The sequence below is a fragment of the Rathayibacter sp. PhB151 genome, from assembly GCF_004366415.1.
Classification (GTDB): Bacteria; Actinomycetota; Actinomycetes; order Actinomycetales; family Microbacteriaceae; genus Rathayibacter; species Rathayibacter festucae.
On record NZ_SOEN01000007.1, the window covers coordinates 15,710 to 38,578 of the forward strand.

The following is a 22,869-nucleotide window of genomic DNA, read 5'->3' on the forward strand; positions in this document are numbered from 1 at the left end:
CCGCGGCAGCGGGCGTATCGAGACCCACCCTCCGTCAGCCGCACGCGCCGACGACGGTGGGTCTCGATACGCCCCTCCGGGGCTACTCGACCAGCATGGATGGGGCGATCATGCTGCACGCGCTGAGGCTTTCCCTGCATGCTGGTCGAGTAGCCCGCGGAGCGGGCGTATCGAGACCCACCCGAACCAGCGCCTGCGGCGAAGGCCTCAGCTGACCGACATCGGGAGGCGGCGCCCCGTCAGCCCGCGCGGACGCGAGGCGAGGGTCCGGGCCAACTCCGTGATCGCGACGGCGGCCGGGTCCTCCGGATCGCCGATGACGACCGGAAGCCCGTCGTCTCCGCCTGCCCGCAGCGCCACGCTGATCGGCAGCGAGGCGAGCAGCGGCACGTCCTCGCCGCTCGCACTGAGCCTGCGGGCCACCTCCGCCCCGCCGCCGCTGCCGAAGAGCTCGAGCACCGACCCGTCGGGCTGCGGCAGCCCGGACATGTTCTCGACCACGCCGACGATGCGCTGCCCCGACTGCCGGGCGAGCGCACCGCTGCGCTCCGCCACGTCGGCGGCGGCCGGCTGCGGAGTCGTCACGATCAGCACCTCCGCGTGCGGCAGGAGCTGCCCGATCGAGATGGCGACGTCGCCCGTGCCCGGCGGCAGGTCGAGCAGCAGCACGTCCAGGTCGCCGAAGTACACGTCGGTGAGGAACTGCGAGATGGTGCGGTGCAGCATCGGTCCGCGCCAGGAGACGGCCGCGCCGCGGGTGTCGCCCTCGAGGAACATCCCGATCGAGATCACCTTCACGCCGTGCGCGACCGGGGGGAGCATCAGCTCGCCGACCCGCGTCGGCCCGGCGACGCGGCCGTCGTGCATCAGCCCGAGCAGCCCCGGGATGGAGAAGCCGTGCACGTCGGCGTCGACCAGCCCGACCGCGAGCCCGCGTCGCGCCAGGGCCACCGCGAGATTCGCGGTGACGGTCGACTTGCCGACCCCGCCCTTGCCGCTGGTCACCGCATAGACCCGCGTCAGCGAGTCCGGGCCGAACGGCATCTCGCGCCGCCCGCCGCGCAGCCGCTCGGTCAGAGCCGTGCGCTGCGCCGGCGTCATCACGCCGACCTCGACCCGCACCGCGGCGGAGCCCGCCGCCGACTCCGCCGCCGCGCGGACATCGCGCTCGATCGCGGACGCGGCCGGGCAGCCGACGATCGTCAGCCGGATGGCCACGGTCACCGCGCCGTCCTCGCCCATCGATACCGAGTCGACCATGTCGAGCTCGGTGATGGGCTTCCGGATCTCCGGATCGATGACCCGGGCGAGTGCCGTGAGCACCGCGCTCTCGAGAGCGGCGGGATCCGCCGGACCCGTCACGGCGGCGTCAGGCATCGCGCCGCTCGCTCGCGGTCGACTCCGCCCGGTCCTTCTCGAGCTCCTCGACGAGGCTGCGCAGCTCGGAGCGGATGAAGTCCTTGCTCGCCATGTCGCGGATGGCCAGGCGGAGCGCGACGACCTCGCGGGCCAGGTACTCCGTGTCGGCGAGGTTGCGCTCGGCGCGCTGGCGGTCCTGCTCGATCTGCACGCGGTCGCGGTCGTCCTGGCGGTTCTGCGCGAGCAGCAGCAGGGGCGCCGCGTAGGAGGCCTGCAGCGACAGGATCAGCGTGAGCACCGTGAAGCCGAGGGCCTGGGAGTCGAAGCGCGACTCCTCCGGACCGTAGGTGTTGAACAGCAGCCAGAACACGCAGAAGATCGTCATGCCGACGAGGAACCACGGCGTGCCCATGCCGCGGGCGAACGACTCGGTCAGGCGGCCGAAGCGGTCGCTGCTCTGCCGGTTGCGCCGGGGGAGCACCCGCGTGCGCAGGCCCTTCGGGGCGTCGAGCCGTCGATCCTGCTTGGTGTCCCTAGCCACGCGCACCCCTCCGTCCTCGTCGTCCTGCCTTGAACCTGCCCGCCGCCGCCACCGGTGCCGGGATCGGTATGCCCTGGGTAGTCGTGCTCACCGGCACGCGCGGTTCGTCGTCGCCGTCGTGGCTGCGCCAGTCGTCGGGGAGGAGGTAGTCGAGCACGTCGTCGATCGTGACGACGCCGACCAGGCGGTGCGACTCGTCCACGACCGGCACCGAGACGAGGTTGTAGCTCGCGAGGATGCGAGCGACCTCGGCTGCGGAGGTATCGGGCGTGATCGGGTCCAGGCTCTGGTCGAGCAGGGTGCCGAGGCGCTCGTGCGGCGGGTAGCGGAGCATCCGCTGGAAGTGCACCATGCCGAGGAAGCGGCCGGTCGGCGGCTCGTAGGGCGGCAGGGTCACGCAGACCGCGGCGCCGAGCGCCGGAGCCAGCTCGTGGCGGCGGATCATCGCGAGGCCCTCGGCCACGGTCGCCTCGGAGGAGACGATGATCGGCTCGGTCGTCATCAGGCCACCGGCCGACTCCGGGGCGTAGGAGAGGAGCATGCGGACGTCGTCCGCCTCCTCCGGCTCCATCAGGCCGAGGAGCGCCTCGCCGCGCTCGTCCGAGAGCTGCGCGATCAGGTCGGCGGCGTCGTCGGGCTGCATCTGATCGAGGACGTCGGCAGCGCGGTCGTCGTCGAGCCGGCCGAGGATCTCGACCTGCTCGCTCTCGGGCATCTCCTCGAGGACGTCGGCGAGCCGGTCGTCGGAGAGCTCGCCCGCGACCTCGAGCATCCGCTGCTGCGGCAGGTCGAGGAGCGTGCTGGCCAGGTCGGCGGGCTTGAGCTCGGCGAGGCTCGCCACGTACTGCTCGGCCGACTGCGCCTCGGTGGACACGCTCTCGCGGACCTCGCGCCAGCCGGCGAAGGTGGTGGCGCCCTTGGCGAAGGGGGAGGGGCTGGTCTTGGGGCGGCGGACGAAGAGCTGTGCGAGCTCCCACTCGCCCGGACCGACCTCCTCGATCGCGACGTCCTCGACGATCGCGTCGCCCGAGCCGTCGACGAAGGTCATCCTCCGGCCGAGCAGCTCGGCGATCACGCGGACCTCGCCGCCGCGCTGCTCGAAGCGGCGCACGTTGATCAGACCGGTGGTGATGATCTGCCCGCTGCCGATGCTGGTCACCCGTCCGATCGAGACGAAGACCCGGCGGCGGCCGGGGATCTCGACGACCAGGCCGACCACGCGCGGCGCGTCGTTCTGTCGGGGGACGAGCAGGACATCGCGGACCTTGCCGACGCGATCGCCCGCCGGGTCGAAGACGCTGCAACCGGCCAAGCGCGCTACGAAGACTCTGGCGGAACTCACGGCTACCAACCTAGACCCGGGCGCCCCTGCGGAAGCCGAGCGCGGGGTCCCGGCGCTCCCACCGTGCGCTCGGGAAGCTCTCGATCCGTGTCCAGAATGCTCCAAGTCCTCTGTGACAGTCTGAGCAGGTGACTCAGCAGATGCCCATGAACAACCGTCGGGGCGCCGCCTCCCCGACGATCCCGCGCGGCGAGATCCTCGCCACCTTCGACACCTACGAGAAGGCGCAGCAGGCCGTCGACGTCCTCGCCCGGGCCGACTTCCCGGTCAAGCAGCTGGCCATCCTCGGCAACGATCTCAAGAGCGTCGAGCGCGTCACCGGCAAGCTCACCTGGGGCCGCGTCGCCCTGGCCGGCGCCGCCTCGGGTGCCTGGCTCGGTGTCTTCCTCGGCCTGCTGCTGATCATCTTCTCGCCGGCCACCGAGTTCTCCTTCCTCATCGCGGCCGTGCTGCTCGGTGCCGGCTTCGGCATGCTCTTCGGCCTCGCCTCCTACGCGGTCAACCGCCGCCGCCGCGACTTCACCTCGACGATGCAGGTCATCGCCACCAGCTACTCGGTGATCGTCGACCCCGAGGTGGTGAACCGCGCGCGCAACCTGCTCGACGGCACCCCCGCCGAGTCGGCGGCGCCGGTCTGGTCGCCGCCGCCCGCGGACGCGGAGCCGGTGCCGATCCGTCCGGAGGACGAGCGGCGCTGACCCACCTCGATGGCCCCCGGAGCGATCCGGGGGCCTTCGTCGCGTCCGGGCCGTCGCGATCGGACGGCCCTTCCGCCGGGCTGTCGCCTCAGCGGGCGGCGGAGCCCACCGGAGGCAGGACGATGTCGACCGCGAGGCCGTGCGGCTCCCGGTTGGAGAGCGCCACGGTCCCGCCGCCGGAGAGCACCGTGGTGTGCACGAGGGCGAGACCCAGGCCGCTGCCGCCCGAGGCGATCGTGCGCGAGTCGTCGGGACGGGAGAAGCGATCGAAGGCGACCGGGATGAACTCCGCCGGCATGCCCGGTCCGTCGTCGGAGACCGTCAGCAGCAGCCGGCCGTCCTTCTGCGCGAGCGCCGCGACGATCGTCCCGCCGTGGCCGATCGCCTGGATCGCGTTGCGGACGAGGTTGTCGATCACCCGGCCGAAGTCCTGGGTGGCGACGGCGTAGAGCCGGGCGGGCTCGCGCTCGTCGATCTCGTAGTCGATCTCGACGTCCGACTCGGCGGCGAGCAGCCGGGTGCGGTCGACCGCGCCGACCAGCTCGTCGACCAGCTCGGCGAAGGGCGAGGCGGGCCGGGCCGAGCGGCTCTCGATCCGGGAGATGTCCAGCAGTGCGGACGCGAGGCGGACCAGGCGGTCGACGCTCTTCTGCGCGTCGAGGATCACGCGGTCGACCGCGACCGGGTCCTCGACGCGGTGGTGCGCGATCTCGAGCTGAGCGGAGAGGGCGGCGAGCGGCGTCCGCAGCTCGTGGCTGGCGTCCGAGACCATCTGCTTCTCCCGCGCCAGGGAGGCCGTCTGCTTGGCGAGGAACGCATTGAGAGTCTCGGCGAGCTCGTCGATCTCGTCCCGGGTGCCGACGACCGGCAGCTGATCGCCGGGAGTGGGGTCGGCGGCGATCTGGTCGGCGCGCGCGCGCATCCGGCGCACCGGGGCCAGTGCCGCTCCGGTGAGGATCCAGGAGGCGAGCCCGAAGGTGACCACGAGGAAGATCGCGGCATAGACCAGCACGTGCGCGAAGTCGTCGAGCACCAGCTGCGACGCGGCCTGGTCGCGGGCGGTGGCGACGCTCCAGGTGCCGTCCTCGCCGTCCACCGCGGTGATGCGCACCAGGTAGCGCGTGGTGGCGGTGGCGACCTCGGTGTAGCGCGGCACTGCGTCGGCCGCGCGGTCGCGCAGCTCCGCCTGCACCGAGCGGCGCACCTCGGTCGGCATGGTGGTCGCGTCGACCGCGCCGTCCGGGGTGATCGCGAGATAGAGCTGACCCGTGGAGGAGTCCCGGACCCGGGGGACGTCGCCCGCCGCGATGTCCCGCCGGATCTCGTCCTCGATCGAGACGAGGATCGTCCGCTCGCTGCGCTCGACGATCCCGGTGACGACCTGGTAGAAGAGCATCGCCGCGAGGGCGAAGAGCACGGTCGCGACGGCGACGGAGCCGACCGTGATCCTGGCGCGGATCGACAGGGCTCCCGAGCGCCGCCTCGCGGCACGCGCCGCGGCGAGCGGGCTCGGGGCGGCCATGCGGCTACTCGACCGGGCGGAGGAAGTAGCCCTTGCCGCGCACCGTGACGATGCTGACCCCGGTGTCCTCGGCGGGCAGCTTCTTGCGGAGGTAGCTGACGTACTGGTCGACGATGTTGTTGTCGACGATCTCGCCGCCGCCCCAGATCTCGGAGAGGATGCGCTGGCGGGTGACGACTGATCCGACCGGCGAGATCAGCAGCTTCAGCAGCTCGAGCTCCTTCGGACTGACGTGGATGCGCGTGTTGTCGGCGGTGCGGCGGATGCTCGAGCCGTCCACGGTGATGCGGCCGACCTCGATCGAGGTGGACATCAGCGAGGGGCTCCGCCGCAGCAGAGCCCGCAGCCGCGCGTTCAGCTCGGTGAACGCGAACGGCTTCGTCAGGTAGTCGTCGGCGCCGGCGTCCAGGCCGAACACGCGGTCCTCGACGGAGTCGCGGGCGGTGAGCAGCAGGATCGGCGTGGAGCGGCCCAGCTCGCGGATGCGCCTGCAGATCTCGAAGCCCGACATCGCGGGGAGCATCACATCGACGATGGCGGCCGAGAACTCGGCGTTGCTGAACGCGACGAGCGCGTCGATGCCGTTCGTCGTCAGCTCCGCTTCGTAGCCGGCGTCTTCTAGGCCGCCCACGAGTGCTTCGCCCATGGCTGGATCGTCTTCGACGACAAGGATCTTCACGCGCTCACCCTACGACGCCGCTCTCAGGAACGCGGTGTGCGCCGAGCGCGTTTCGGCGGCGCGGGTGGAGGAGCGCGCACCGCAGCCGAGGTGCGTCGACGCTCGCTCGGGACGGCGCGCCACTGCTGTCGCGAACGGACGAGGCGGTGAGGCCCCGACTTTCCAGGTCTTGCACGGAATTCCACTCTGTCCGTACCCCTACGGGGGGCGTAGGATGCGTCAAAACGCGACGACCCGAAAGTCGCGTAGATACGGAGCTAACGATGCTCATGAAAATTTCTCGACCGCCCTCGATCGTCGCCAGAATTCTCGGCGCGCTCGATCGACACCCTGTCGAGTCGAGCGTCAATGCGTCGGCGCCTGAGCGTTCGCAGCGTCGAAACCTCCCGGCGATGTTCGTATTTTCGCGCAGGAGCTCCACCTCTCTGCAGTGCATCGCCTGCGGCGCCCGACCGGCGCGGCGAGATGGTTTCTGTGACGACAACTGCGCCGCGACCAACTACCTGTACACCTGATTGCGTCGAACATCGTCTCGATTTACTCGGCCGCAGGTCGAAGCGGCGGTCAGCGGACGATCGTGGCCCAGCGAGGGTTCTCGGAGTGATTAGACGATTGTTGCCCTGCATAGTTTAAGGAAGTCGCCTCGAATCCTCCGCTCGCCGCTACTCGGATCGTGCACTGATTCTCGAGGGTGTACCTGTACAGGAGTCGCGCGGATCAAATTACACCTAATCGGATTTGACGGTCCTTGAAGAGTGCCGCCCCGGTGGGAGCCGAAGGCCTTCGGGAGACATGCACGTTGCATCGAATCGCTTTGATTAAGTTGTGATTATCACGGTAGGGCTGCCTTCGTAAGGCAATATCAGTAGTGGTCATGTCGGGTGAAATTGCCCGTTCCGTCGGTCAGCAGTCGACAGATGAGGCTCGCTCCACCGCGAGCTACCGTGAGTCATGATCTCTGCACCTCGCTCGGTTTCGATCGATGTTGTCCGCATCCTGGGCATCGTCGCAGTAGTCGCTTGCCACGTCTGGACTGCCCCCGACTGGTCACGAAGAGCGCTTTTCACATGGAATGTGCCCTTGTTCTTCTTCCTTAGTGGCTACCTCTGGACACGCTGGCGACCGCTCCGGGTTGAAGCGCACAAGCGCCTTCTGACGCTCGCCGTTCCCTACCTCGCCTGGCTCGCGATCCTCCTGCCCGTCTGGCTCGTGCAGCAGATCGTCATCGGTGACCTCGAGCTCGAAGACATCTGGCGGCCCATCGCAGGCGGGAACTTCGTCGGCCGTCCGTTCTCCATCCTCTGGTTCGTCTCGGCGCTGCTCTTCGTCGCGCTCTTCTATCGGGTGCTGCAGGGGCTGCCTCTCAAGGCTCACTGGGTGATCGCCGTGACGTTGCTTCTCGCCGCGGGCGTCGCGCCGAAAGCTTTCTCCCTCCTGCCGTTGGGCATCGGCACTGGACTCGCAGGGCTCGTCTTCGTCGTTGCGGGCACCACTTTCGCGCACTACCGTCAGTCGATCCGCGCCGAGTTCGTCATCGCAGTGAGTGCACTCTCCGGCGCGGTAGCGCTCATCTCGACTGGCGTCTCCGCACCACTCGACCTCAAGCGCGCTGACGTCGGAACGCCACTTCTCAGTGCTGCAGTCGCTATTGCGATCAGCGCGGCGCTCATCGTGCTTGCCGAGCGAATCGTCCGACTATTCGGCGATCTAAGCGGTCGGGTGATCGTGTTTCTTTCGAGCGGCGGGCTCTTCGTGGTCTTCGCGCACCCCGTCGTCCTCTGGGCTCTGAGTACCCCGCCGAACGGAACTGCTTTCGACTTCCTGTTAGCCCTCGTCATTCCGTGGGTGGTCGGGAGCGGAATTCGATTCACTCGCCTCTCGCCACTATTGATCGGCGCGCCGCAGGCGCAACGCCAAAAAATGATTGCCGATTGACTCGCTGCCGCTATTGGTTCGCGACCGTGAAAACTGTTGCCATTATTTATGTGACGCGTATGTATTCGATCCTCGTTCGCCGCCATATCGAGGCCGTCACCTGCGGCGCGAAGTTCTTCGCTAGCAGCGAGATTCGATTTGAGCCCCTGTAGGCGTCGCGCAGATTGGCGGACGCGCCGTCCCGCGCCAGTTCCGCCGTCGGCAGCGCCCTGAGGACGAGGGCCGCCGCCGATGCGGCAGCCTGCTGGCGTCCCCCGCTGCGATCGCTGCGAGCTCCGCCGCGTCCGGGTGACGGGACGGGGCGGGCGCGATGACCTACCGAGCCCTCGATTCCGTCCGGGCCTGCGCCGCGCTGCTCGTCCTCGTCGCCCACGTACGGCAGGCCTTCCTGATCCCGGCCGGTGAGACGCGACTCGGCCCCGTCGACAGCGCGCTCTACGCGTTGACATCCCTCGGTCACGGCGCCGTCATCGTCTTCTTCGTCCTGAGCGGCTTCTTCGTCGGCGGCTCCGTCCTCAGCGCTCTGTCCCGCGACGCCTTCAGCTGGACCAGGTACCTCGCGTCCCGACTGACCCGGCTCTGGCTCGTCCTGATCCCGGCCCTCGTGCTCACCGCCGTCCTCGACGCCGTCGGCGTCGCCTTCCTCGCGGACCGGCCGCAGTACGCGCCGGGCGGTTCCGCCCAGGTCGACGGCGGCGTCCTCGGGGCACTGGGCAACGTCGTCTTCCTCCAGCCGCACCTGGTCCGGCCCTTCGGCACCGACCAGCCGCTCTGGTCGATCGGCTACGAGGCCGGGTACTACCTCCTGTTCCCGCTGCTCCTCGTCGGGCTCACGCGCGGCTCCTGGCGGCGGAGAGTGCTGTGCGCCGCGGCCGCCGTCGTGATCGTCTGCGTTCTCGGGCCGGCGGGCACGGGCCTCTTCCTGGCGTGGCTCGTCGGCGCGGCGGTCGCCTGGAGGGGAGCGGCGGCCACGCGGTTCCTCTCCCGACTCGGGCCGAAGGGCACCGCCGCCTCGGTCGTCGCGGCACTCCTGCTCGTGATCTCGGCGATGTCGGTCGACCGGCTCGCGAAAGCCGGCCCGGACGATCTCGGCTGGACGACGTGGGCGACGACGATCGCGGCGGCGGCCCTCGTCGTCGTGTCGTGCCACTCCGAGGGGACCCGCGGCAAGGGTCTCGACCGCGTGCTGCGCGGCGGCACCTGGGTCTCGGGCTTCTCGTTCTCGCTCTACGCGACGCACGTGCCCGTGCTGATGCTGCTCCACGCGCTGCTGTTCCCGCCGGCGTCGGCCTGGTGGCAGCCGTCGGTGGCGAGCTGGGCGGGGATCCTTGCCCTCGCGCTCCTCGCCTGCGCCGTGGGCTGGGCCTTCGGCGCGCTCACGGAACGGAGGACCGAGGCCGTGCGATCCCGGGTGCTCGGCGTCGTCGAGCGTCTCCGGCGACCGCGGCGCGCGGCCACTGGCGGCGGCTGATGAACCCAGGTCCCTGACCTGGTCGAGGCGGCCGTTTGAGAAAGCGGGCGGGAACGAAGAAGGCCCGGTTCGCGCTGCTTTCCGCGCGATTCCGGGCCTTCGAGAGTGGTGCCCCCAGTAGGATTCGAACCTACGCCCCTGCCTCCGGAGGGCAGTGCTCTATCCCCTGAGCTATGGGGGCCAGGAGTGCCTGTCAACATTAGCACCCGGGGTGGGTGCCGCCGGACGCCGTGGCGGGCCGTGCGGTCGTGCCACGATGGAGGCATGCTGCGCACCGTCTCCGCCTCGCTGGGCCTGCGACTGAACGGGCCGACCGACCTGATCTTCCTGATGGCGGCGACGCCGACCGGAGACGGGTTCGAGGACTCGTTCACCGTCACTCTGGACGGCGAGCCCGTCCCGGTGCGGGAGTTCCCGGCACGGCACGGCGCGCGGGTGCACCGTGTCGCGGCGAACGCCGGGGCGATGCAGGTGGAGTACCGAGGCCGCGTCTCCGGGCGCGGTGTGCCGGACGAGCCGAGCGAGCTCGAGCTGGTCGAGTACCTGCGCCCGAGCCGCTACGCCGAGACGGACGCACTCGGCGGCATCGCCCGGCGCGAGTTCGGTCGGGCCCGAGGCTTTGAGGCGCTCGCCGCGGTCGAGGAGTGGGTGCACAGCCACCTCTCCTACGTCTACGGCTCGACGGTCGCGACCGGGGGAGCCGCGCAGGTGATCGAGAGCGGGCAGGGCGTCTGCCGCGATTTCGCGCACACCGTCGTGGGGCTGCTGCGCGCGCTCGACATCCCGGCGCGGGTGACCGCCGTCTACGCTCCCGGCCTCGAGCCGCGAGACTTCCACGCGGTGTCGGAGGCCTGGGTCGACGGGGCCTGGCACGTGGTCGACGCGACCCGGCTCGCTCCGCGGCCGTCGATGCTCCGGATCTCCTCCGGCCGCGACACTGCCGACACGGCCTTCCTCAGCAGCTACCTCACCGACCTGCGGCTCGAGACGATGAACGTCGAGGCGACCTGCGACGAGGTCGTCGAGGACGACCACGTCTCGCCGGTGCGCCTGGGCTGAGCCCACCCCTCCGACCGGGTGGTCAGCCGGCGAGGGCGGCGAGCGCCGCGCGCACGAGCGGCTCCGGGTCGCCCGGCTCGACGAACGAGGCGCTCGACGCCTCGAGCCAGTGGTCGCCGATGAAGGCGTCCGCGATGCCCCGGCTGTCGGCGACCTCGTAGTAGCCCTCGATCTCCGGGGGCCGACCGTAGGTGGGGACGGCCTCGCTCGTGGTGAAGAACTCGTTCTTGAGGGCCTCGATGACGGCCGGGTCGAGCCGGGCGACCGCCAGCTGGAAGTCGGCGCCCTCGGAGTCGGCCCAGCCGCAGACCAGGCCGTCGTAGCCGGCGATCTCGGCGGAGACCGCGGTCGGCTCCACCGCGTCGCTGGGGGAGAAGCCCGCCCAGAGGCCCGTCAGGGCGGAGGCGGGCACCAGCTGCTCGCAGGTGACGGGAATCGGAGTGCCGGTGACCGCGTCGCTCGCGCTCGGCGCCGGATCCGCGGCCGGCGCGCAGCCGGCGAGGGCCGCGACGGCGACGATCAGGGCGAGGGCGGCGGGTCGGCGCATGCGCTGCACCCTAGCAATCGCGGCGGGCGGGGTGCCGGGGCGCGGGCGGCGGGGGCTCTGGGGAGGGTGGATCTCGATACGCCGGCTGCGCCGGCTACTCGATCAACAGAGAAGTGGTGGATCTCGATACGCCGGCTGCGCCGGCTACTCGATCAGCAGAAGGAGAGGGGCTGCTCGATCCGGAGGAAGAAGGCGCGTGGGGACCGGCCGGTAGAATCGTGCCCCGTGACTCCCGAACAGCTCGCCGCCTCCCTGCACGCCCTCGTCCTCGACGCCGTGCAGCGACGAGGGAGCGACGCCGAGGTCGCGCTCGGCGACGTCGTGCTCGAGCGGCCGAAGAACCGCGACCACGGCGACTGGGCCTCGAACATCGCGATGAAGATCGCGAAGAAGGCCGGGGCGAACCCGCGCGAGCTGGCGACCGAGCTCGCCGAGGGCCTCGGCGCGGTCGACGGCGTGGCCTCGGTCGAGGTCGCCGGACCCGGGTTCCTCAACGTCCGGCTCGACGCCGCCGCCGCGGGCGCGCTCGCCGGCGCGATCGTCGACGCGGGCGAGTCCTACGGCACCGGCTCCGCCTACTCCGGTCTGAAGATGAACCTCGAGTTCGTCTCCGCGAACCCCACCGGCCCGATCCACATCGGCGGGACCCGCTGGGCGGCCGTCGGCGACAGCCTCGCCCGGGTGCTGATCGCGCAGGGCGCCGAGGTGACCCGCGAGTACTACTTCAACGACCACGGCGCGCAGATCGACCGCTTCACCCGGAGCGTCCTGGCCGCCTACCGCGGCGAGCCGACGCCCGAGGACGGCTACGGCGGCGCGTACATCGCCGACATCGCCGATCGCGTCGTCGCCGCCTACCCGGGCGACCTCTCGGTCCTGCCCGAGGCGGAGCTGAACGAGACCTTCCGCTCCATCGGGGTGGACCTGATGTTCGGCGAGATCAAGCAGAGCCTGCACGAGTTCGGCGTCGACTTCGACGTCTACTTCCACGAGAACTCCCTGCACGAGTCGCGCGCCGTCGAGCGGGCGATCGAGCGCCTCCGCGAGCTCGGCCACATCTTCGAGGCCGACGGAGCGACCTGGCTGCGCACCACCGACTTCGGCGACGACCGCGACCGCGTCATCATCAAGAGCGACGGCGAGGCGGCCTACATCGCCGGCGACCTCGCCTACTACCTCGACAAGCGCGAGCGCGGCTTCGACCGGGCGATCATCATGCTCGGCGCCGACCACCACGGCTACATCGGCCGGATGATGGCGATGTGCGCGGCCTTCGGCGACACCCCGGGCGTCAACCTCGAGATCCTGATCGGCCAGCTCGTCAACCTGCTCCGCGACGGGCAGGCGGTCCGGATGTCCAAGCGCGCGGGCACCGTCGTGACGATGGAGGACCTGGTCGAGGCCGTGGGCGTCGACGCCGCGCGCTACTCGCTGGTGCGCTCCTCGGCCGACTCCTCGCTCGACATCGACCTCGACCTGCTCACCAAGCGCAGCAACGACAACCCCGTCTACTACGTGCAGTACGCGCACGCCCGCACGCGGCAGGTGGCGGCCAAGGCGGAGGCGTCGGGCGTGCCGCGCGAGCCGTTCGCCCCCGAGACGCTGGTGCACCCGAGCGAGTCGGCGCTGCTGGGCGGGCTGCAGGAGTTCCCGCGCATCGTGGCCCTCGCCGCCGAGCTGCGCGAGCCGCACCGCGTGGCCCGCTACCTCGAGGAGATCGCCGGTCTGTATCACCGCTGGTACGACAACTGCCGCGTGGTCCCGCAGGGCGACGACCCGATCGAGGCCGTGCACTCGACCCGCCTGCGCCTGAACGACGCGACCGCGCAGGTCCTGCGCAACGGGCTCTCGCTGCTCGGCGTGACCGCTCCGGACCGGATGTGACCGCCGCCGACGCCGGTGCGCCGCGCCGCGGCCGCCGGATCGCGATCGTCGCTGTGATCGTGATCGTGCTGCTGGCGGTGGCCGCCGTCGTCGGCGATGTGCTCGCCCGCCGCGCGGTCGCCGACACCGCGGCGTCGAGCATCCGGGAGGCGCTCTCGCTCCCCGCGGACCACCCCGTCGAGGTCGAGGTCGCCGGCTGGGCCGTGCTGCCGCAGCTGATCGCCGGCTCGCTCGACCGGCTCGACATCCGCAGCGAGGACGTCGCGTTCGGCGACCTCAACGGCGATGTCGACGCGACTCTCGAGGGCGTCCCCGCGAGCGGTGACGGTCCGCTCGAGGCGGGACGCGCGACCGTGGCCCTCGACCCCGACTCGGTGAGCACGCTCGTCGCCGCGCGGAGCCAGGTGCCGATCGACGGGGTGACGCTCGACCCGCCGCTGGTGCGGGTGAACACCTCGGTCGACGTGCTCGGGCTCACCCTCGCCGCGGGCATCGGCATCGAGCTCGGCGCGGCCGACGGCGCGATCGAGCTGACGCCGTCCGAGGTCACGGCGGGCGGCACCACGATCAGCGCCGCCGACGTCGAGGACCGCTTCGGCGCCGTGGCCGAGGGGCTGCTCGCCGCGCGCTCCGTCTGCATCGCCGACGCGGTGCCGCAGGGGCTCGCGCTCACCGACGTCGCCGTGACGGCCGACTCGCTGGACGCCTCCTTCGACCTCTCTCCGACGTTCCTCAGCGACCCGGCGCAGCAGGAGACCGGCGTCTGCTCCTGATCCGGGACGGACGCGCAGCGCCCGACCGGTAGGATCGGAGCCCTGTGCCCGCGTGTCCCGTGGGCCGAACGCCGGCAGTGCGCGCACCGAGAGCACTGCCACCGACAGCACTCTCAAGGATCTTGCTGGCTTCAGGGGTCAATCCGGACTCGCTCGCCACGCAGTGACGCTCCCACTCTCTCCTGTGAGGTCTCACCCGTGGCACACGCCGACGCACCCGTCCGCGCCCCCCGTCATCCCCTCGCTCCGGACTGGCTGCACCGCCCCGAGGATGCGAACGCGCTCGCCGACGGCGTCTGGTCCGGCGGCACGCTCCGCTCGGCGGACGGCGGTCTCGAGATCGCCGGCGTCGCGGCCACCGAGCTTGCCGCCCGCTTCGGCACCCCGCTCTACGTCGTCGACGAGGACGACGCCCGCCGCCGCGCGGTCGCGACGCGCGAGGCCTTCGAGCGCGAGCTCGGCCGGATCGGCACCGGCGTCACCGTCTACTACGCCGGCAAGGCGTTCCTCTCCACCGAGGTCGCGCGCTGGATGCGGGCCGAGGGCCTGAACATCGACACCTGCAGCGGGGGAGAGCTCGCCGTCGCGCTCGCCGCCGGCGTCGAGCCCGAGCACATGGGCCTGCACGGCAACAACAAGTCGCTCGCCGAGATCGACCGGGCGGTCGAGGCCGGCGTCGGCGCGATCGTCCTGGACAGCGTGCTCGAGATCGAGCGGGTCGCCGCGGCGGCCGAGCGCCACGGCCGCGTCCAGCCGGTGCGGCTGCGGGTGAACAGCGGCGTGCACGCGCACACCCACAGCTTCCTGGCCACCGCGCACGAGGACCAGAAGTTCGGCATCACCCTCGAGGACTGCCCGGACGCCGTCGCGCGGATCCGCTCGCACGGGAGCCTGCGCTTCCTCGGCCTGCACTGCCACATCGGCTCGCAGATCTTCGGCTCGGCCGGCTTCGCCGAGTCCGCCTCGCGGCTGCTCGCGGTGCACGCGGGGCTCCTCGCCGACGGCCCGGTCCCGCAGCTCAACCTCGGCGGCGGCTTCGGCATCGCCTACACCAGCGCCGACGACCCGACCCCGATCGGCGAGATCGCCGCGGCGATCGCGGACGCGGTCGGCGAGCAGTGCACGAGCCGCGGGATCCCGGTGCCGCACATCGCCATCGAGCCGGGCCGCTCGCTGATCGGACCCGCCGGGCTGACCCTCTACGAGGTCGGCACCATCAAGGACGTCGCGGTCGGCGCGGACGGCGTGCGCCGCTACGTCAGCGTCGACGGCGGGATGAGCGACAACGCGCGGCCCGCCCTCTACGGCGCGGACTACACGGCGCGGATCGCCAACCGCGTCTCCGACGCCGAGCCCGCCCTCGTGCGCGTGGCCGGGAAGCACTGCGAGTCGGGCGACATCGTCGTCCACGACGACTTCCTCCCCGCCGACGTGCAGCCGGGCGACCTGCTCGCCGTCGCCGCGACCGGCGCCTACTGCTGGTCGCTCTCGAGCAACTACAACCACCTCGGCCGCCCCCCGGTCGTCGCCGTCCGGGACGGAGTCGCGCGCGTCATCGTGCACGGCGAGACCGAGGACGACCTCCTCCGCCGCGATGCCGGCATCGAACGAAAGGCCATCCTCCGATGATCGAGTACCGCAGCCTCCGCGTCGCCCTGCTGGGCGCCGGGTCCGTCGGTGCCCAGGTGGCGCGCCTCCTGCTCGACCACGGCGACGAGCTCGCCCAGCGCGTGGGGGCGCCGCTGGAGCTCGCCGGCGTGGCCGTCCGGGACCTCGACGCACCGCGCACCGCGGACATCCCGAGGGAGTACCTCACCACCGACGCCGAGGCCCTGATCCTCGGCGCCGACATCGTCGTCGAGCTGATCGGCGGCCTCGAGCCGGCGCGCAGCTACATCCTCAAGGCGATCTCCTCCGGCGCCGACGTGATCACCGCCAACAAGGCGCTGCTCGCCGCGCACGGCAACGAGCTGTTCGAGGCCGCCGACCAGGTGGGCGCGCAGCTCAACTACGAGGCCGCGGTGGCCGGGGCGATCCCGATCATCCGCCCGCTGCGCGACAGCCTCGCCGGCGACCGGGTGCACCGGATCCTCGGCATCGTGAACGGCACCACCAACTTCATCCTCGACCGGATGGACACCGAGCACGCCACGCTCGAGGAGGCGCTCGCGCTCGCCACCGAGCTCGGCTACGCCGAGGCCGACCCGACCGCCGACATCGAGGGCTACGACGCCGCGCAGAAGGCGGCGATCCTCGCCCGGCTCGCCTTCCACACCGACGTCCCGGTCTCGCTGGTGCACCGCGAGGGCATCACCGGCGTCACGCAGCAGCAGGTCGAGCAGGCCCGCGCCTCGGGCTACGTGATCAAGCTGCTCGCGATCTGCGAGCGCCTCGTCGACGCGAAGACGGGGGAGGAGGGCGTCTCGGCGCGGGTCTACCCCGCGCTCGTGCACCGCACGCACCCGCTCGCCGCCGTGCACGGCGCGAACAACGCCGTCTTCGTCGAGGCGGAGGCCGCCGGCAGCCTGATGTTCTACGGCGCGGGAGCGGGCGGCGTCGAGACCGCCTCGGCCGTGCTCGGCGACGTCGTCTCGGCCGCCCGCCGCCACGTCGTCGGCGGCCCCGGCCTCGTCACCAGCGCCAGCTCCGGACTCCCGGTGCTGCCGATCGGGCACGTCACCACCCGCTACCAGGTGACGCTCGAGGTGCTCGACCGCCCCGGCGTGCTCGCCCAGATCGCCGGCGTCTTCGCCGAGCACGGGGTCTCCGTCGAGACGCTCGTGCAGACGCCGCCCGTGCTCGACCCCCTCGCCGACACCGGTGCGGAGCGGCGCGAGCCGACCGCTACCCTGGTCATCGGCACGCACGCCGCGGCAGAGTCCGATCTGGCGGCCACCGTCACCGCTCTCCAATCCCACGGGTTCGTCGGCGCCGTGACGTCCGTTCTACGAGTTGAAGGAGCCTGAGATGGCCAAGCAGTGGCGCGGAGTCCTGCACGAGTACGCGGACCGCCTCGATGTCACCGAGGCGACCCCCGTCATCACGCTCGGCGAGGGCGGCACCCCGCTCATCCCGGCGGCGGCTCTCTCGGCCCGCACGGGCGCGAAGGTCTGGGTCAAGTACGAGGGCATGAACCCGACCGGCTCCTTCAAGGACCGCGGCATGACCATGGCGATCTCGAAGGCCGTCGAGCACGGCGCGAAGGCCGTCATCTGCGCCTCGACCGGCAACACCTCCGCCTCCGCCGCGGCCTACGCGACGCACGCCGGCATCACCGCCGCGGTGCTCGTGCCCGAGGGCAAGATCGCGCTCGGCAAGCTGAGCCAGGCGATCGCGCACAACGCGCAGCTGCTGCAGGTCCAGGGCAACTTCGACGACTGCCTCGACATCGCCCGCGACCTCGCGAAGAACTACCCGGTGCACCTGGTCAACTCGGTCAATCCGGACCGCATCGCCGGCCAGAAGACCGCGGCCTTCGAGGTCGTCGAGGTCCTCGGCGACGCGCCGGACTTCCACATCGTCCCGGTCGGCAACGCGGGCAACTACACCGCCTACTTCCGCGGCTACTCCGAGGAGCTCGAGCGCGGCGAGTCGACGAAGCTGCCCCGCATGTTCGGCTTCCAGGCCGAGGGCTCCGCGCCGATCGTGCACGGCGCGGTCGTCCGCCACCCCGAGACCATCGCCAGCGCGATCCGGATCGGCAACCCGGCCTCGTGGGAGCTCGCGCTCAACGCGCGCAGCGTCAGCGACGGCTACTTCGGCGCGATCAGCGACGAGAAGATCCTCGAGGCGTACCGCATCCTCGCGGGCGAGGTCGGCGTCTTCGTCGAGCCCGCCTCCGCGATCAGCGTCGCAGGCCTGCTGGAGCGCGCCGAGGCGGGGGCGATCCCCAAGGACGCCACCGTCGTGCTGACCGTCACCGGCCACGGCCTGAAGGACCCGCAGTGGGCCCTGCGCACCGCGGACGGCGAGGACATCACTCCGACCGTCGTGCCCGTGGACACCGCGGCGATCGCCGACGTGCTGGGGCTGGCCGGCGCATGACCTCGGCGGTTCCCGTCGGCCGCACCGTGCACGTCAAGGTCCCCGCGACCTCGGCGAACCTCGGCCCCGGGTTCGACACGCTCGGCCTCGCGCTCTCGGCCTACGACGAGCTCGAGGTGACGGCCGTCACGGCGACGGGTGCTCGGGTCTCGGTGCACGGCGTGGGCGAGGGCGAGGTGCCGACCGACGAGACGAACCTCGTCGTGCAGGCCATCGCCTACACCTTCGCCGACCAGCGGCAGGAGATGCCGGGCATCGACGTGACCGCGCGCAACATCATCCCGCACGGCCGCGGGATGGGCTCGTCCGGAGCCGCGATCGTCTCGGGCATCATGGCCGCGAAGGGTCTGCTCGACGGGATCGTCGAGCTCGACTCCGACGACCTGCTCCGGATCGCGACCGAGATGGAGGGGCACCCCGACAACGTCGCGCCGGCGCTCTTCGGCGGTCTCACCATCGCGTGGGTCGAGCCGGGCGCCGAGGGCGGGCCGGAGGCGCCGCTGCGGCCGCGCTCGAAGAAGCTGATGGTGCACCGCGGCGTCTCGCCGGTCGTCTTCGTGCCCGAGCACACCATGTCGACGCGGCTGGCGCGCTCGCTGCAGCCGATCAGCGTGCCGCACGAGGACGCCGTCTTCAACGTCTCGCGCTCGTCGCTGCTGATCGCGGCGCTCATCCAGAGCCCCGAGCTGCTGTTCGCGGCGACCGAGGACAAGCTGCACCAGAACTACCGGGCGGCGGCGATGCCGCAGACCTCCGAGCTGATCGCGCTGCTGCGCTCGCACGGCTACGCGGCCGTCGTCTCCGGCGCCGGACCGAGCGTGCTCGTCCTGTGCAGCGACCCCGCGCAGCGCCTCGCCGCCGCGGATCTGGTGGCGAAGCAGGCGCACACGCCCTGGCGCGCGCACATGCTGGCCGTCGACTTCAAGGGTGCTACAGTGGGGATCGCATCCCGAGGAGCCGCGTAACGAGCGGAATCTGTCCGACGGATCGTCCCGATAATCACGGCCATCACATCGTGTGAAGGGCGCCCCTGCTTCTCGTGCAGATCAGCGCCTGGTCGCTCGTGCCCCCTCTGCGCTTCCCGAGGCAGGTCGAGCCGGCGACCGAGAGCATCGCGTGGATCAGAACTCGCGATGGACCCGCACGGCTGATGTGCTCTCCCGGTGAGCGATCGCTCCCGGGGGGAAGGAACCCCTCTCCAGTGACAGATGTCAACACCCGCGGTACCGCCGCGGACACCAACGCCGATCTCATCGGCCTCCGCGTCGCGGAGCTCCAGGCCCTCGCGACGAGCCTCGGCATCGGCGGAGCCTCCAAGCTCCGCAAGGGCGAGCTCGTCTCGGCCATCTCGGACCTCCGCGCCGGTGCGGACTCCGAGGGCGCCGAGCCCGCCGCTCCCGCCGAGGAGCAGGCGCCCGCCGAGCCCTCGGTCGCCGAGCAGGCCTTCGCCGAGCCGGCCGAGGCCGAGCCCGTCGTCGACGGCACGAGCGTCGAGGCCGAGCCCGCCGACGTGGCGGAGCAGAGCGCCCCGGTGCTCGAGGCCCCCGCCGAGGTGCCCGCGCCCGCCGAGAGCACGGAGGCGGACACCGCCGACGTCCTCGAGCAGGCCGCCGCCACGACCGAGGAGCCGGCACCCGCCGCCGCCGAGGCCGCACCGGTCGAGCTCGAGCTCCCCGTCGTCGCCGAGCCGGTCGCCGAGCCCGCCGCCGAGCGCGCGCCCCGTCGTCGCGGCTCGCGCCGCGCCTCCAGCGGCACGGTCGCTGCCGGCGAGCACCTGAACGTCCCGGCCGGCAGCGGTGTCGAGTCGCTCATCCCCGAGCTCCCGCCCGTCATCGAGCAGGTCCCCGACGCCGAGCAGGCGCCGCGGCCCGTCATCGAGATCGAGCTGCCCAACGGGCCTGAGTCGGACGACTCCTCCCGCGAGGGCGGCCAGCGCGAGCGTCGCGGACGCCGTCGCAGCCGCGGCGGCAGCGCCGAGCAGAACGAGCAGCCCGAGACGACCGACGCCGTCGAGTCCTCCGCGCAGGACTCCGGCGACGAGCCGGACTCCGGCGACCGCCAGGACGAGCAGCAGAACTCCGGCGACCAGCAGAACGACGGCCAGCAGAACGGCGGCGACCAGCAGGGCACCGGCCGCGGCCGCAACCGCCGCAACCGCAACCGCCGCGGCGAGGAACGCCAGGCGAACGACGGCCAGCAGAACGGCCAGGGCGGCAACGCGCAGGGCGGCAACGCGCAGAACAACGGCGGCCAGAACGGCGGCGGCCAGAACGGGAACGGCCAGGCGCCGTCGAACCAGGGCGGCAACCAGGGCAACCAGGGCGGTCAGCCGCAGGGCGGGAACGGGCAGAACGCCCAGGGATCCTCGCAGAACGGCCAGCAGGCCGACGGCGAGGACGGCCGCCGCAGCCGCTACCGCGACCGCAAGCGCCGCGGGGGAGCGGTCGGCGACGACTTCGAGCCCGAGATCAGCGAGGACGACGTCCTCATCCCGGTCGCCGGCATCCTCGACGTCCTCGACAACTACGCCTTCGTGCGCACCACGGGCTACCTGCCCGGTGTCAGCGACGTCTACGTCTCGCTCGGCCAGGTCAAGAAGTACAACCTGCGCAAGGGCGACGCCGTCGTCGGCGCGATCCGCCAGCCCCGCGAGGGCGAGGGCGGCGGCCGCCAGAAGTACAACGCCATCGTCCGCGTCGACTCGATCAACGGCCAGACCGTCGACGAGGCCGCCGCGCGCGTCGAGTTCCACGACCTCACGCCGCTCTACCCGACCGAGCGCCTGCGCCTCGAGACGGAGCCGGGCAAGCTGACCCAGCGGATCATCGACCTGGTCGCCCCGATCGGCAAGGGCCAGCGCGGCCTCATCGTCGCGCCGCCCAAGGCCGGCAAGACGATCGTCCTGCAGCAGATCGCGAACGCGATCGTGCAGAACAACCCCGAGGTCCACCTCATGGTCGTGCTCGTCGACGAGCGTCCCGAGGAGGTCACCGACATGCAGCGCACCGTGCGCGGCGAGGTCGTCGCCTCCACGTTCGACCGCCCGGCCGAGGACCACACCACGGTCGCCGAGCTGGCCATCGAGCGCGCCAAGCGCCTCGTCGAGCTGGGCCACGACGTCGTCGTGCTGCTCGACTCGATCACCCGCCTCGGCCGCGCCTACAACGTGACCGCCGCTCCCTCGGGCCGCGTGCTCTCGGGTGGCGTCGACGCGTCGGCGCTGTACCCGCCGAAGAAGTTCTTCGGCGCGGCGCGCAACATCGAGAACGGCGGCTCGCTCACCATCCTCGCGACGGCGCTCATCGAGACCGGCTCGAAGATGGACGAGGTGATCTTCGAGGAGTTCAAGGGCACCGGCAACATGGAGCTCCGCCTCTCGCGCCACCTCGCCGACAAGCGGATCTTCCCCGCCGTCGACGTGAACGCGTCGGGCACCCGCCGCGAGGAGATGCTCCTCAGCTCGGACGAGGTCAAGATCACCTGGAAGCTGCGCCGCGCCCTCGCCGGGCTCGACCAGCAGCAGGCGCTCGAGATCATCCTGTCCCGCCTCAAGGAGACGTCCTCGAACGTCGAGTTCCTGATGCAGGTCTCGAAGTCCGCCGTCGGCCCGACCACCGCGAACCACGGCAACGGCCACCACTAGCTGCCCCGACGTCCGCGGTCGCCCCTCCGGGGGCGGCCGCGGACGTTTTCGCGTCCCACGGCACCTGCGGCGCGCTCATTCCGTTCGAGCACCCCGCGCAGCGGGCCGCCCTTTTCTCGAAGCAGCCCGCGCAGCGGGCCGTCCATGCTGGTCGAGTAGCCCGCGCAGCGGGCGTATCGAGACCCACCCCGCTGAGCACGTCGGTCTCGATACGGCGCCTGCGGCACCTACTCGACCAGCATGTGCTGCCCACCCCTCCACCACCACCCGGAAACCAGGAACCCCATGTTCGAATCCGTCAGCGTCCTCCTCGCCGAGCACGAGGACCTCCAGACGCAGCTGTCCGACCCCGCCCTGCACGCGGACGCCGCGCGCGCGAAGAAGGTCAACCGCCGCTACGCCGAGCTGAACCAGATCAAGTCGGCGCACGCCGCCTGGATCCAGGCCGGCGAGGACCTCGAGGCCGCGCGCGAGCTCGCCCGCGAGGACGACGCCTTCGCCGAGGAGGTGCCGGAGCTGGAGGAGTCGCTGCGCGTCGCGCAGGAGAAGCTGCGCCGCCTGCTCATCCCGCGCGACCCCGACGACGGCCGCGACGTGATCATGGAGATCAAGGGCGGCGAGGGCGGCGCCGAGAGCGCGCTGTTCGCGGCGGACCTGCTCCGGATGTACCTGCACTACGCCGAGGCGAAGGGCTGGAAGACCGAGATCCTCGACCGCGACGAGTCCGACCTCGGCGGCTACAAGAACGTCCAGGTCGCCATCAAGAGCAACGCGACCGACCCGTCGCAGGGCGTCTGGGCGCATCTGAAGTACGAGGGCGGTGTGCACCGCGTGCAGCGCGTCCCCGTGACGGAGTCGCAGGGCCGCATCCACACCTCGACGACCGGCGTGCTCGTCTTCCCCGAGGTCGACGCCCCGGAGGAGGTCGCGATCAACCAGAACGACCTCAAGATCGACGTCTACCGCTCCTCCGGCCCCGGCGGCCAGTCGGTGAACACCACCGACTCCGCGGTGCGGATCACCCACCTCCCGACCGGCATCGTCGTCTCGATGCAGAACGAGAAGAGCCAGCTGCAGAACCGCGAGGCCGGCATGCGCGTCCTGCGCGCCCGCATCCTCGCCCGCCAGCAGGAGGAGATCGCCGCCGCGGCCTCGGACGCGCGCAAGACGCAGATCCGCACGATGGACCGCTCCGAGCGGATCCGCACCTACAACTTCCCCGAGAACCGCATCGCGGACCACCGCACCGGCTACAAGGCCTACAACCTCGACGGCGTGATGAACGGAGCGCTCGACCCCGTGGTCGAGAGCGCGATCCAGTTCGACGAGGAGGCCCGCCTGGCCGACATCGGCTCCGACGAGTCGTGAGCAC

General features: G+C 71.4%; 18 protein-coding genes and 1 tRNA gene. 12 read left to right on the forward strand and 7 right to left on the reverse strand.

Translation table 11 applies throughout. The features are described from left to right. Positions 1 to 207: 207 nt before the first annotated feature. Genes EDF35_RS07455 through EDF35_RS07465 form a run of 3 tightly spaced genes read right to left on the reverse strand, consistent with a single transcriptional unit; the run spans position 208 to position 3,242 of the window. Positions 208 to 1,377 carry an Mrp/NBP35 family ATP-binding protein gene (locus EDF35_RS07455; RefSeq protein ID WP_133961601.1) on the reverse strand — a complete coding sequence of 390 codons (1,170 nt, stop codon included), beginning with the start codon at positions 1,375 to 1,377 and terminating at the stop codon, positions 208 to 210. Beyond that, positions 1,370 to 1,900 (reverse strand): DUF1003 domain-containing protein, encoded by a 531-nt coding sequence (locus EDF35_RS07460; RefSeq protein ID WP_123704723.1) that lies wholly within the window; start codon positions 1,898 to 1,900, stop codon positions 1,370 to 1,372. The genes EDF35_RS07455 and EDF35_RS07460 overlap by 8 nt, the downstream gene beginning before the upstream one ends. Beyond that, a complete protein-coding gene (locus tag EDF35_RS07465) occupies positions 1,893 to 3,242 on the reverse strand; it encodes a CBS domain-containing protein (RefSeq protein ID WP_123702834.1) in 1,350 nt (449 codons plus the stop codon). The genes EDF35_RS07460 and EDF35_RS07465 overlap by 8 nt, the downstream gene beginning before the upstream one ends. Positions 3,243 to 3,388: 146 nt before the next feature. Between EDF35_RS07465 and EDF35_RS07470 the strand changes: the two genes are divergently transcribed. Next, entirely contained in the window at positions 3,389 to 3,940 is a 552-nt protein-coding gene (locus tag EDF35_RS07470) for a general stress protein (RefSeq protein WP_208323037.1), read from the forward strand. Between the two features lie 88 nt (positions 3,941 to 4,028). On the opposite strand, the gene EDF35_RS07475 is transcribed toward EDF35_RS07470, so the two are convergent. Both EDF35_RS07475 and EDF35_RS07480 read right to left on the reverse strand, forming a co-directional pair. After that, a complete protein-coding gene (locus tag EDF35_RS07475; protein ID WP_133961605.1) occupies positions 4,029 to 5,462 on the reverse strand; it encodes a HAMP domain-containing sensor histidine kinase in 1,434 nt (477 codons plus the stop codon). Positions 5,463 to 5,466: 4 nt separating this feature from the next. Further along, the gene (locus EDF35_RS07480; RefSeq protein WP_260300519.1) at positions 5,467 to 6,141 is read right to left on the reverse strand and encodes a response regulator transcription factor; all 675 of its coding nucleotides are present in this window, start codon (positions 6,139 to 6,141) and stop codon (positions 5,467 to 5,469) included. Between the two features lie 951 nt (positions 6,142 to 7,092). On the opposite strand from EDF35_RS07480, the gene EDF35_RS07485 reads away from it, so the two are divergent. Together EDF35_RS07485 and EDF35_RS07490 are read left to right on the forward strand one after the other, a co-directional pair. Beyond that, the gene (locus tag EDF35_RS07485; RefSeq protein WP_133961608.1) at positions 7,093 to 8,076 is read left to right on the forward strand and encodes an acyltransferase; all 984 of its coding nucleotides are present in this window, start codon (positions 7,093 to 7,095) and stop codon (positions 8,074 to 8,076) included. A gap of 310 nt (positions 8,077 to 8,386) precedes the next feature. Next, the gene (locus EDF35_RS07490) at positions 8,387 to 9,547 is read left to right on the forward strand and encodes an acyltransferase family protein (protein ID WP_133961610.1); all 1,161 of its coding nucleotides are present in this window, start codon (positions 8,387 to 8,389) and stop codon (positions 9,545 to 9,547) included. A 106-nt stretch (positions 9,548 to 9,653) separates the two neighbouring features. Here EDF35_RS07490 and EDF35_RS07495 read toward each other — a convergent pair. Then, positions 9,654 to 9,728, reverse strand: a tRNA-Arg gene (locus EDF35_RS07495). Positions 9,729 to 9,811: 83 nt separating this feature from the next. On the opposite strand from EDF35_RS07495, the gene EDF35_RS07500 reads away from it, so the two are divergent. Further along, the gene (locus EDF35_RS07500) at positions 9,812 to 10,606 is read left to right on the forward strand and encodes a transglutaminase family protein (RefSeq protein ID WP_133961612.1); all 795 of its coding nucleotides are present in this window, start codon (positions 9,812 to 9,814) and stop codon (positions 10,604 to 10,606) included. A gap of 22 nt (positions 10,607 to 10,628) precedes the next feature. On the opposite strand, the gene EDF35_RS07505 is transcribed toward EDF35_RS07500, so the two are convergent. After that, a complete protein-coding gene (locus EDF35_RS07505) occupies positions 10,629 to 11,153 on the reverse strand; it encodes a hypothetical protein (protein ID WP_133671903.1) in 525 nt (174 codons plus the stop codon). Positions 11,154 to 11,378: 225 nt separating this feature from the next. On the opposite strand from EDF35_RS07505, the gene argS reads away from it, so the two are divergent. The 8 genes from argS (at position 11,379) to prfA (ending at position 22,865) form a co-directional block, all read left to right on the forward strand. After that, entirely contained in the window at positions 11,379 to 13,037 is a 1,659-nt protein-coding gene (gene argS, locus EDF35_RS07510; RefSeq protein WP_123445469.1) for an arginine--tRNA ligase, read from the forward strand. Next, on the forward strand, positions 13,034 to 13,810 hold the full coding sequence (locus EDF35_RS07515; protein ID WP_133961614.1) for a DUF2993 domain-containing protein: 777 nt from the start codon (positions 13,034 to 13,036) through the stop codon (positions 13,808 to 13,810). The genes argS and EDF35_RS07515 overlap by 4 nt, the downstream gene beginning before the upstream one ends. 198 nt (positions 13,811 to 14,008) lie before the next feature. Further along, the gene (lysA, locus tag EDF35_RS07520; protein ID WP_133961616.1) at positions 14,009 to 15,439 is read left to right on the forward strand and encodes a diaminopimelate decarboxylase; all 1,431 of its coding nucleotides are present in this window, start codon (positions 14,009 to 14,011) and stop codon (positions 15,437 to 15,439) included. Further along, positions 15,436 to 16,776, forward strand: coding sequence for a homoserine dehydrogenase (locus EDF35_RS07525; RefSeq protein ID WP_123445472.1), 1,341 nt, complete (start codon positions 15,436 to 15,438; stop codon positions 16,774 to 16,776). Before lysA ends, EDF35_RS07525 begins: the two co-directional genes overlap by 4 nt. A 1-nt stretch (position 16,777) precedes the next feature. Beyond that, the gene (thrC, locus tag EDF35_RS07530; RefSeq protein WP_123702854.1) at positions 16,778 to 17,854 is read left to right on the forward strand and encodes a threonine synthase; all 1,077 of its coding nucleotides are present in this window, start codon (positions 16,778 to 16,780) and stop codon (positions 17,852 to 17,854) included. Next, on the forward strand, positions 17,851 to 18,819 hold the full coding sequence (gene thrB / locus EDF35_RS07535; RefSeq protein WP_123702856.1) for a homoserine kinase: 969 nt from the start codon (positions 17,851 to 17,853) through the stop codon (positions 18,817 to 18,819). Before thrC ends, thrB begins: the two co-directional genes overlap by 4 nt. Positions 18,820 to 19,055: 236 nt before the next feature. Next, entirely contained in the window at positions 19,056 to 21,497 is a 2,442-nt protein-coding gene (rho, locus tag EDF35_RS07540) for a transcription termination factor Rho (RefSeq protein ID WP_243839897.1), read from the forward strand. Between the two features lie 285 nt (positions 21,498 to 21,782). Continuing rightward, positions 21,783 to 22,865: a peptide chain release factor 1 gene (gene prfA / locus EDF35_RS07545; protein ID WP_123445476.1), complete on the forward strand. Its 1,083-nt coding sequence runs from the start codon at positions 21,783 to 21,785 to the stop codon at positions 22,863 to 22,865. The last annotated feature ends 4 nt before the right edge of the window (positions 22,866 to 22,869 follow it).

Coding starts and splice junctions, on each gene's coding strand:
- EDF35_RS07455 (WP_133961601.1), bottom strand. CDS start 1,377: ATGCCTGACGCCGCCGTGACGGGTCCGGCGGATCCCGCCGCTCTCGAG.
- prfA (WP_123445476.1), top strand. CDS start 21,783: ATGTTCGAATCCGTCAGCGTCCTCCTCGCCGAGCACGAGGACCTCCAG.
- EDF35_RS07525 (WP_123445472.1), top strand. CDS start 15,436: ATGATCGAGTACCGCAGCCTCCGCGTCGCCCTGCTGGGCGCCGGGTCC.
- thrB (WP_123702856.1), top strand. CDS start 17,851: ATGACCTCGGCGGTTCCCGTCGGCCGCACCGTGCACGTCAAGGTCCCC.
- EDF35_RS07470 (WP_208323037.1), top strand. CDS start 3,389: ATGAACAACCGTCGGGGCGCCGCCTCCCCGACGATCCCGCGCGGCGAG.
- thrC (WP_123702854.1), top strand. CDS start 16,778: ATGGCCAAGCAGTGGCGCGGAGTCCTGCACGAGTACGCGGACCGCCTC.
- EDF35_RS07490 (WP_133961610.1), top strand. CDS start 8,387: ATGACCTACCGAGCCCTCGATTCCGTCCGGGCCTGCGCCGCGCTGCTC.
- EDF35_RS07505 (WP_133671903.1), bottom strand. CDS start 11,153: ATGCGCCGACCCGCCGCCCTCGCCCTGATCGTCGCCGTCGCGGCCCTC.
- EDF35_RS07500 (WP_133961612.1), top strand. CDS start 9,812: ATGCTGCGCACCGTCTCCGCCTCGCTGGGCCTGCGACTGAACGGGCCG.
- EDF35_RS07475 (WP_133961605.1), bottom strand. CDS start 5,462: ATGGCCGCCCCGAGCCCGCTCGCCGCGGCGCGTGCCGCGAGGCGGCGC.
- EDF35_RS07485 (WP_133961608.1), top strand. CDS start 7,093: ATGATCTCTGCACCTCGCTCGGTTTCGATCGATGTTGTCCGCATCCTG.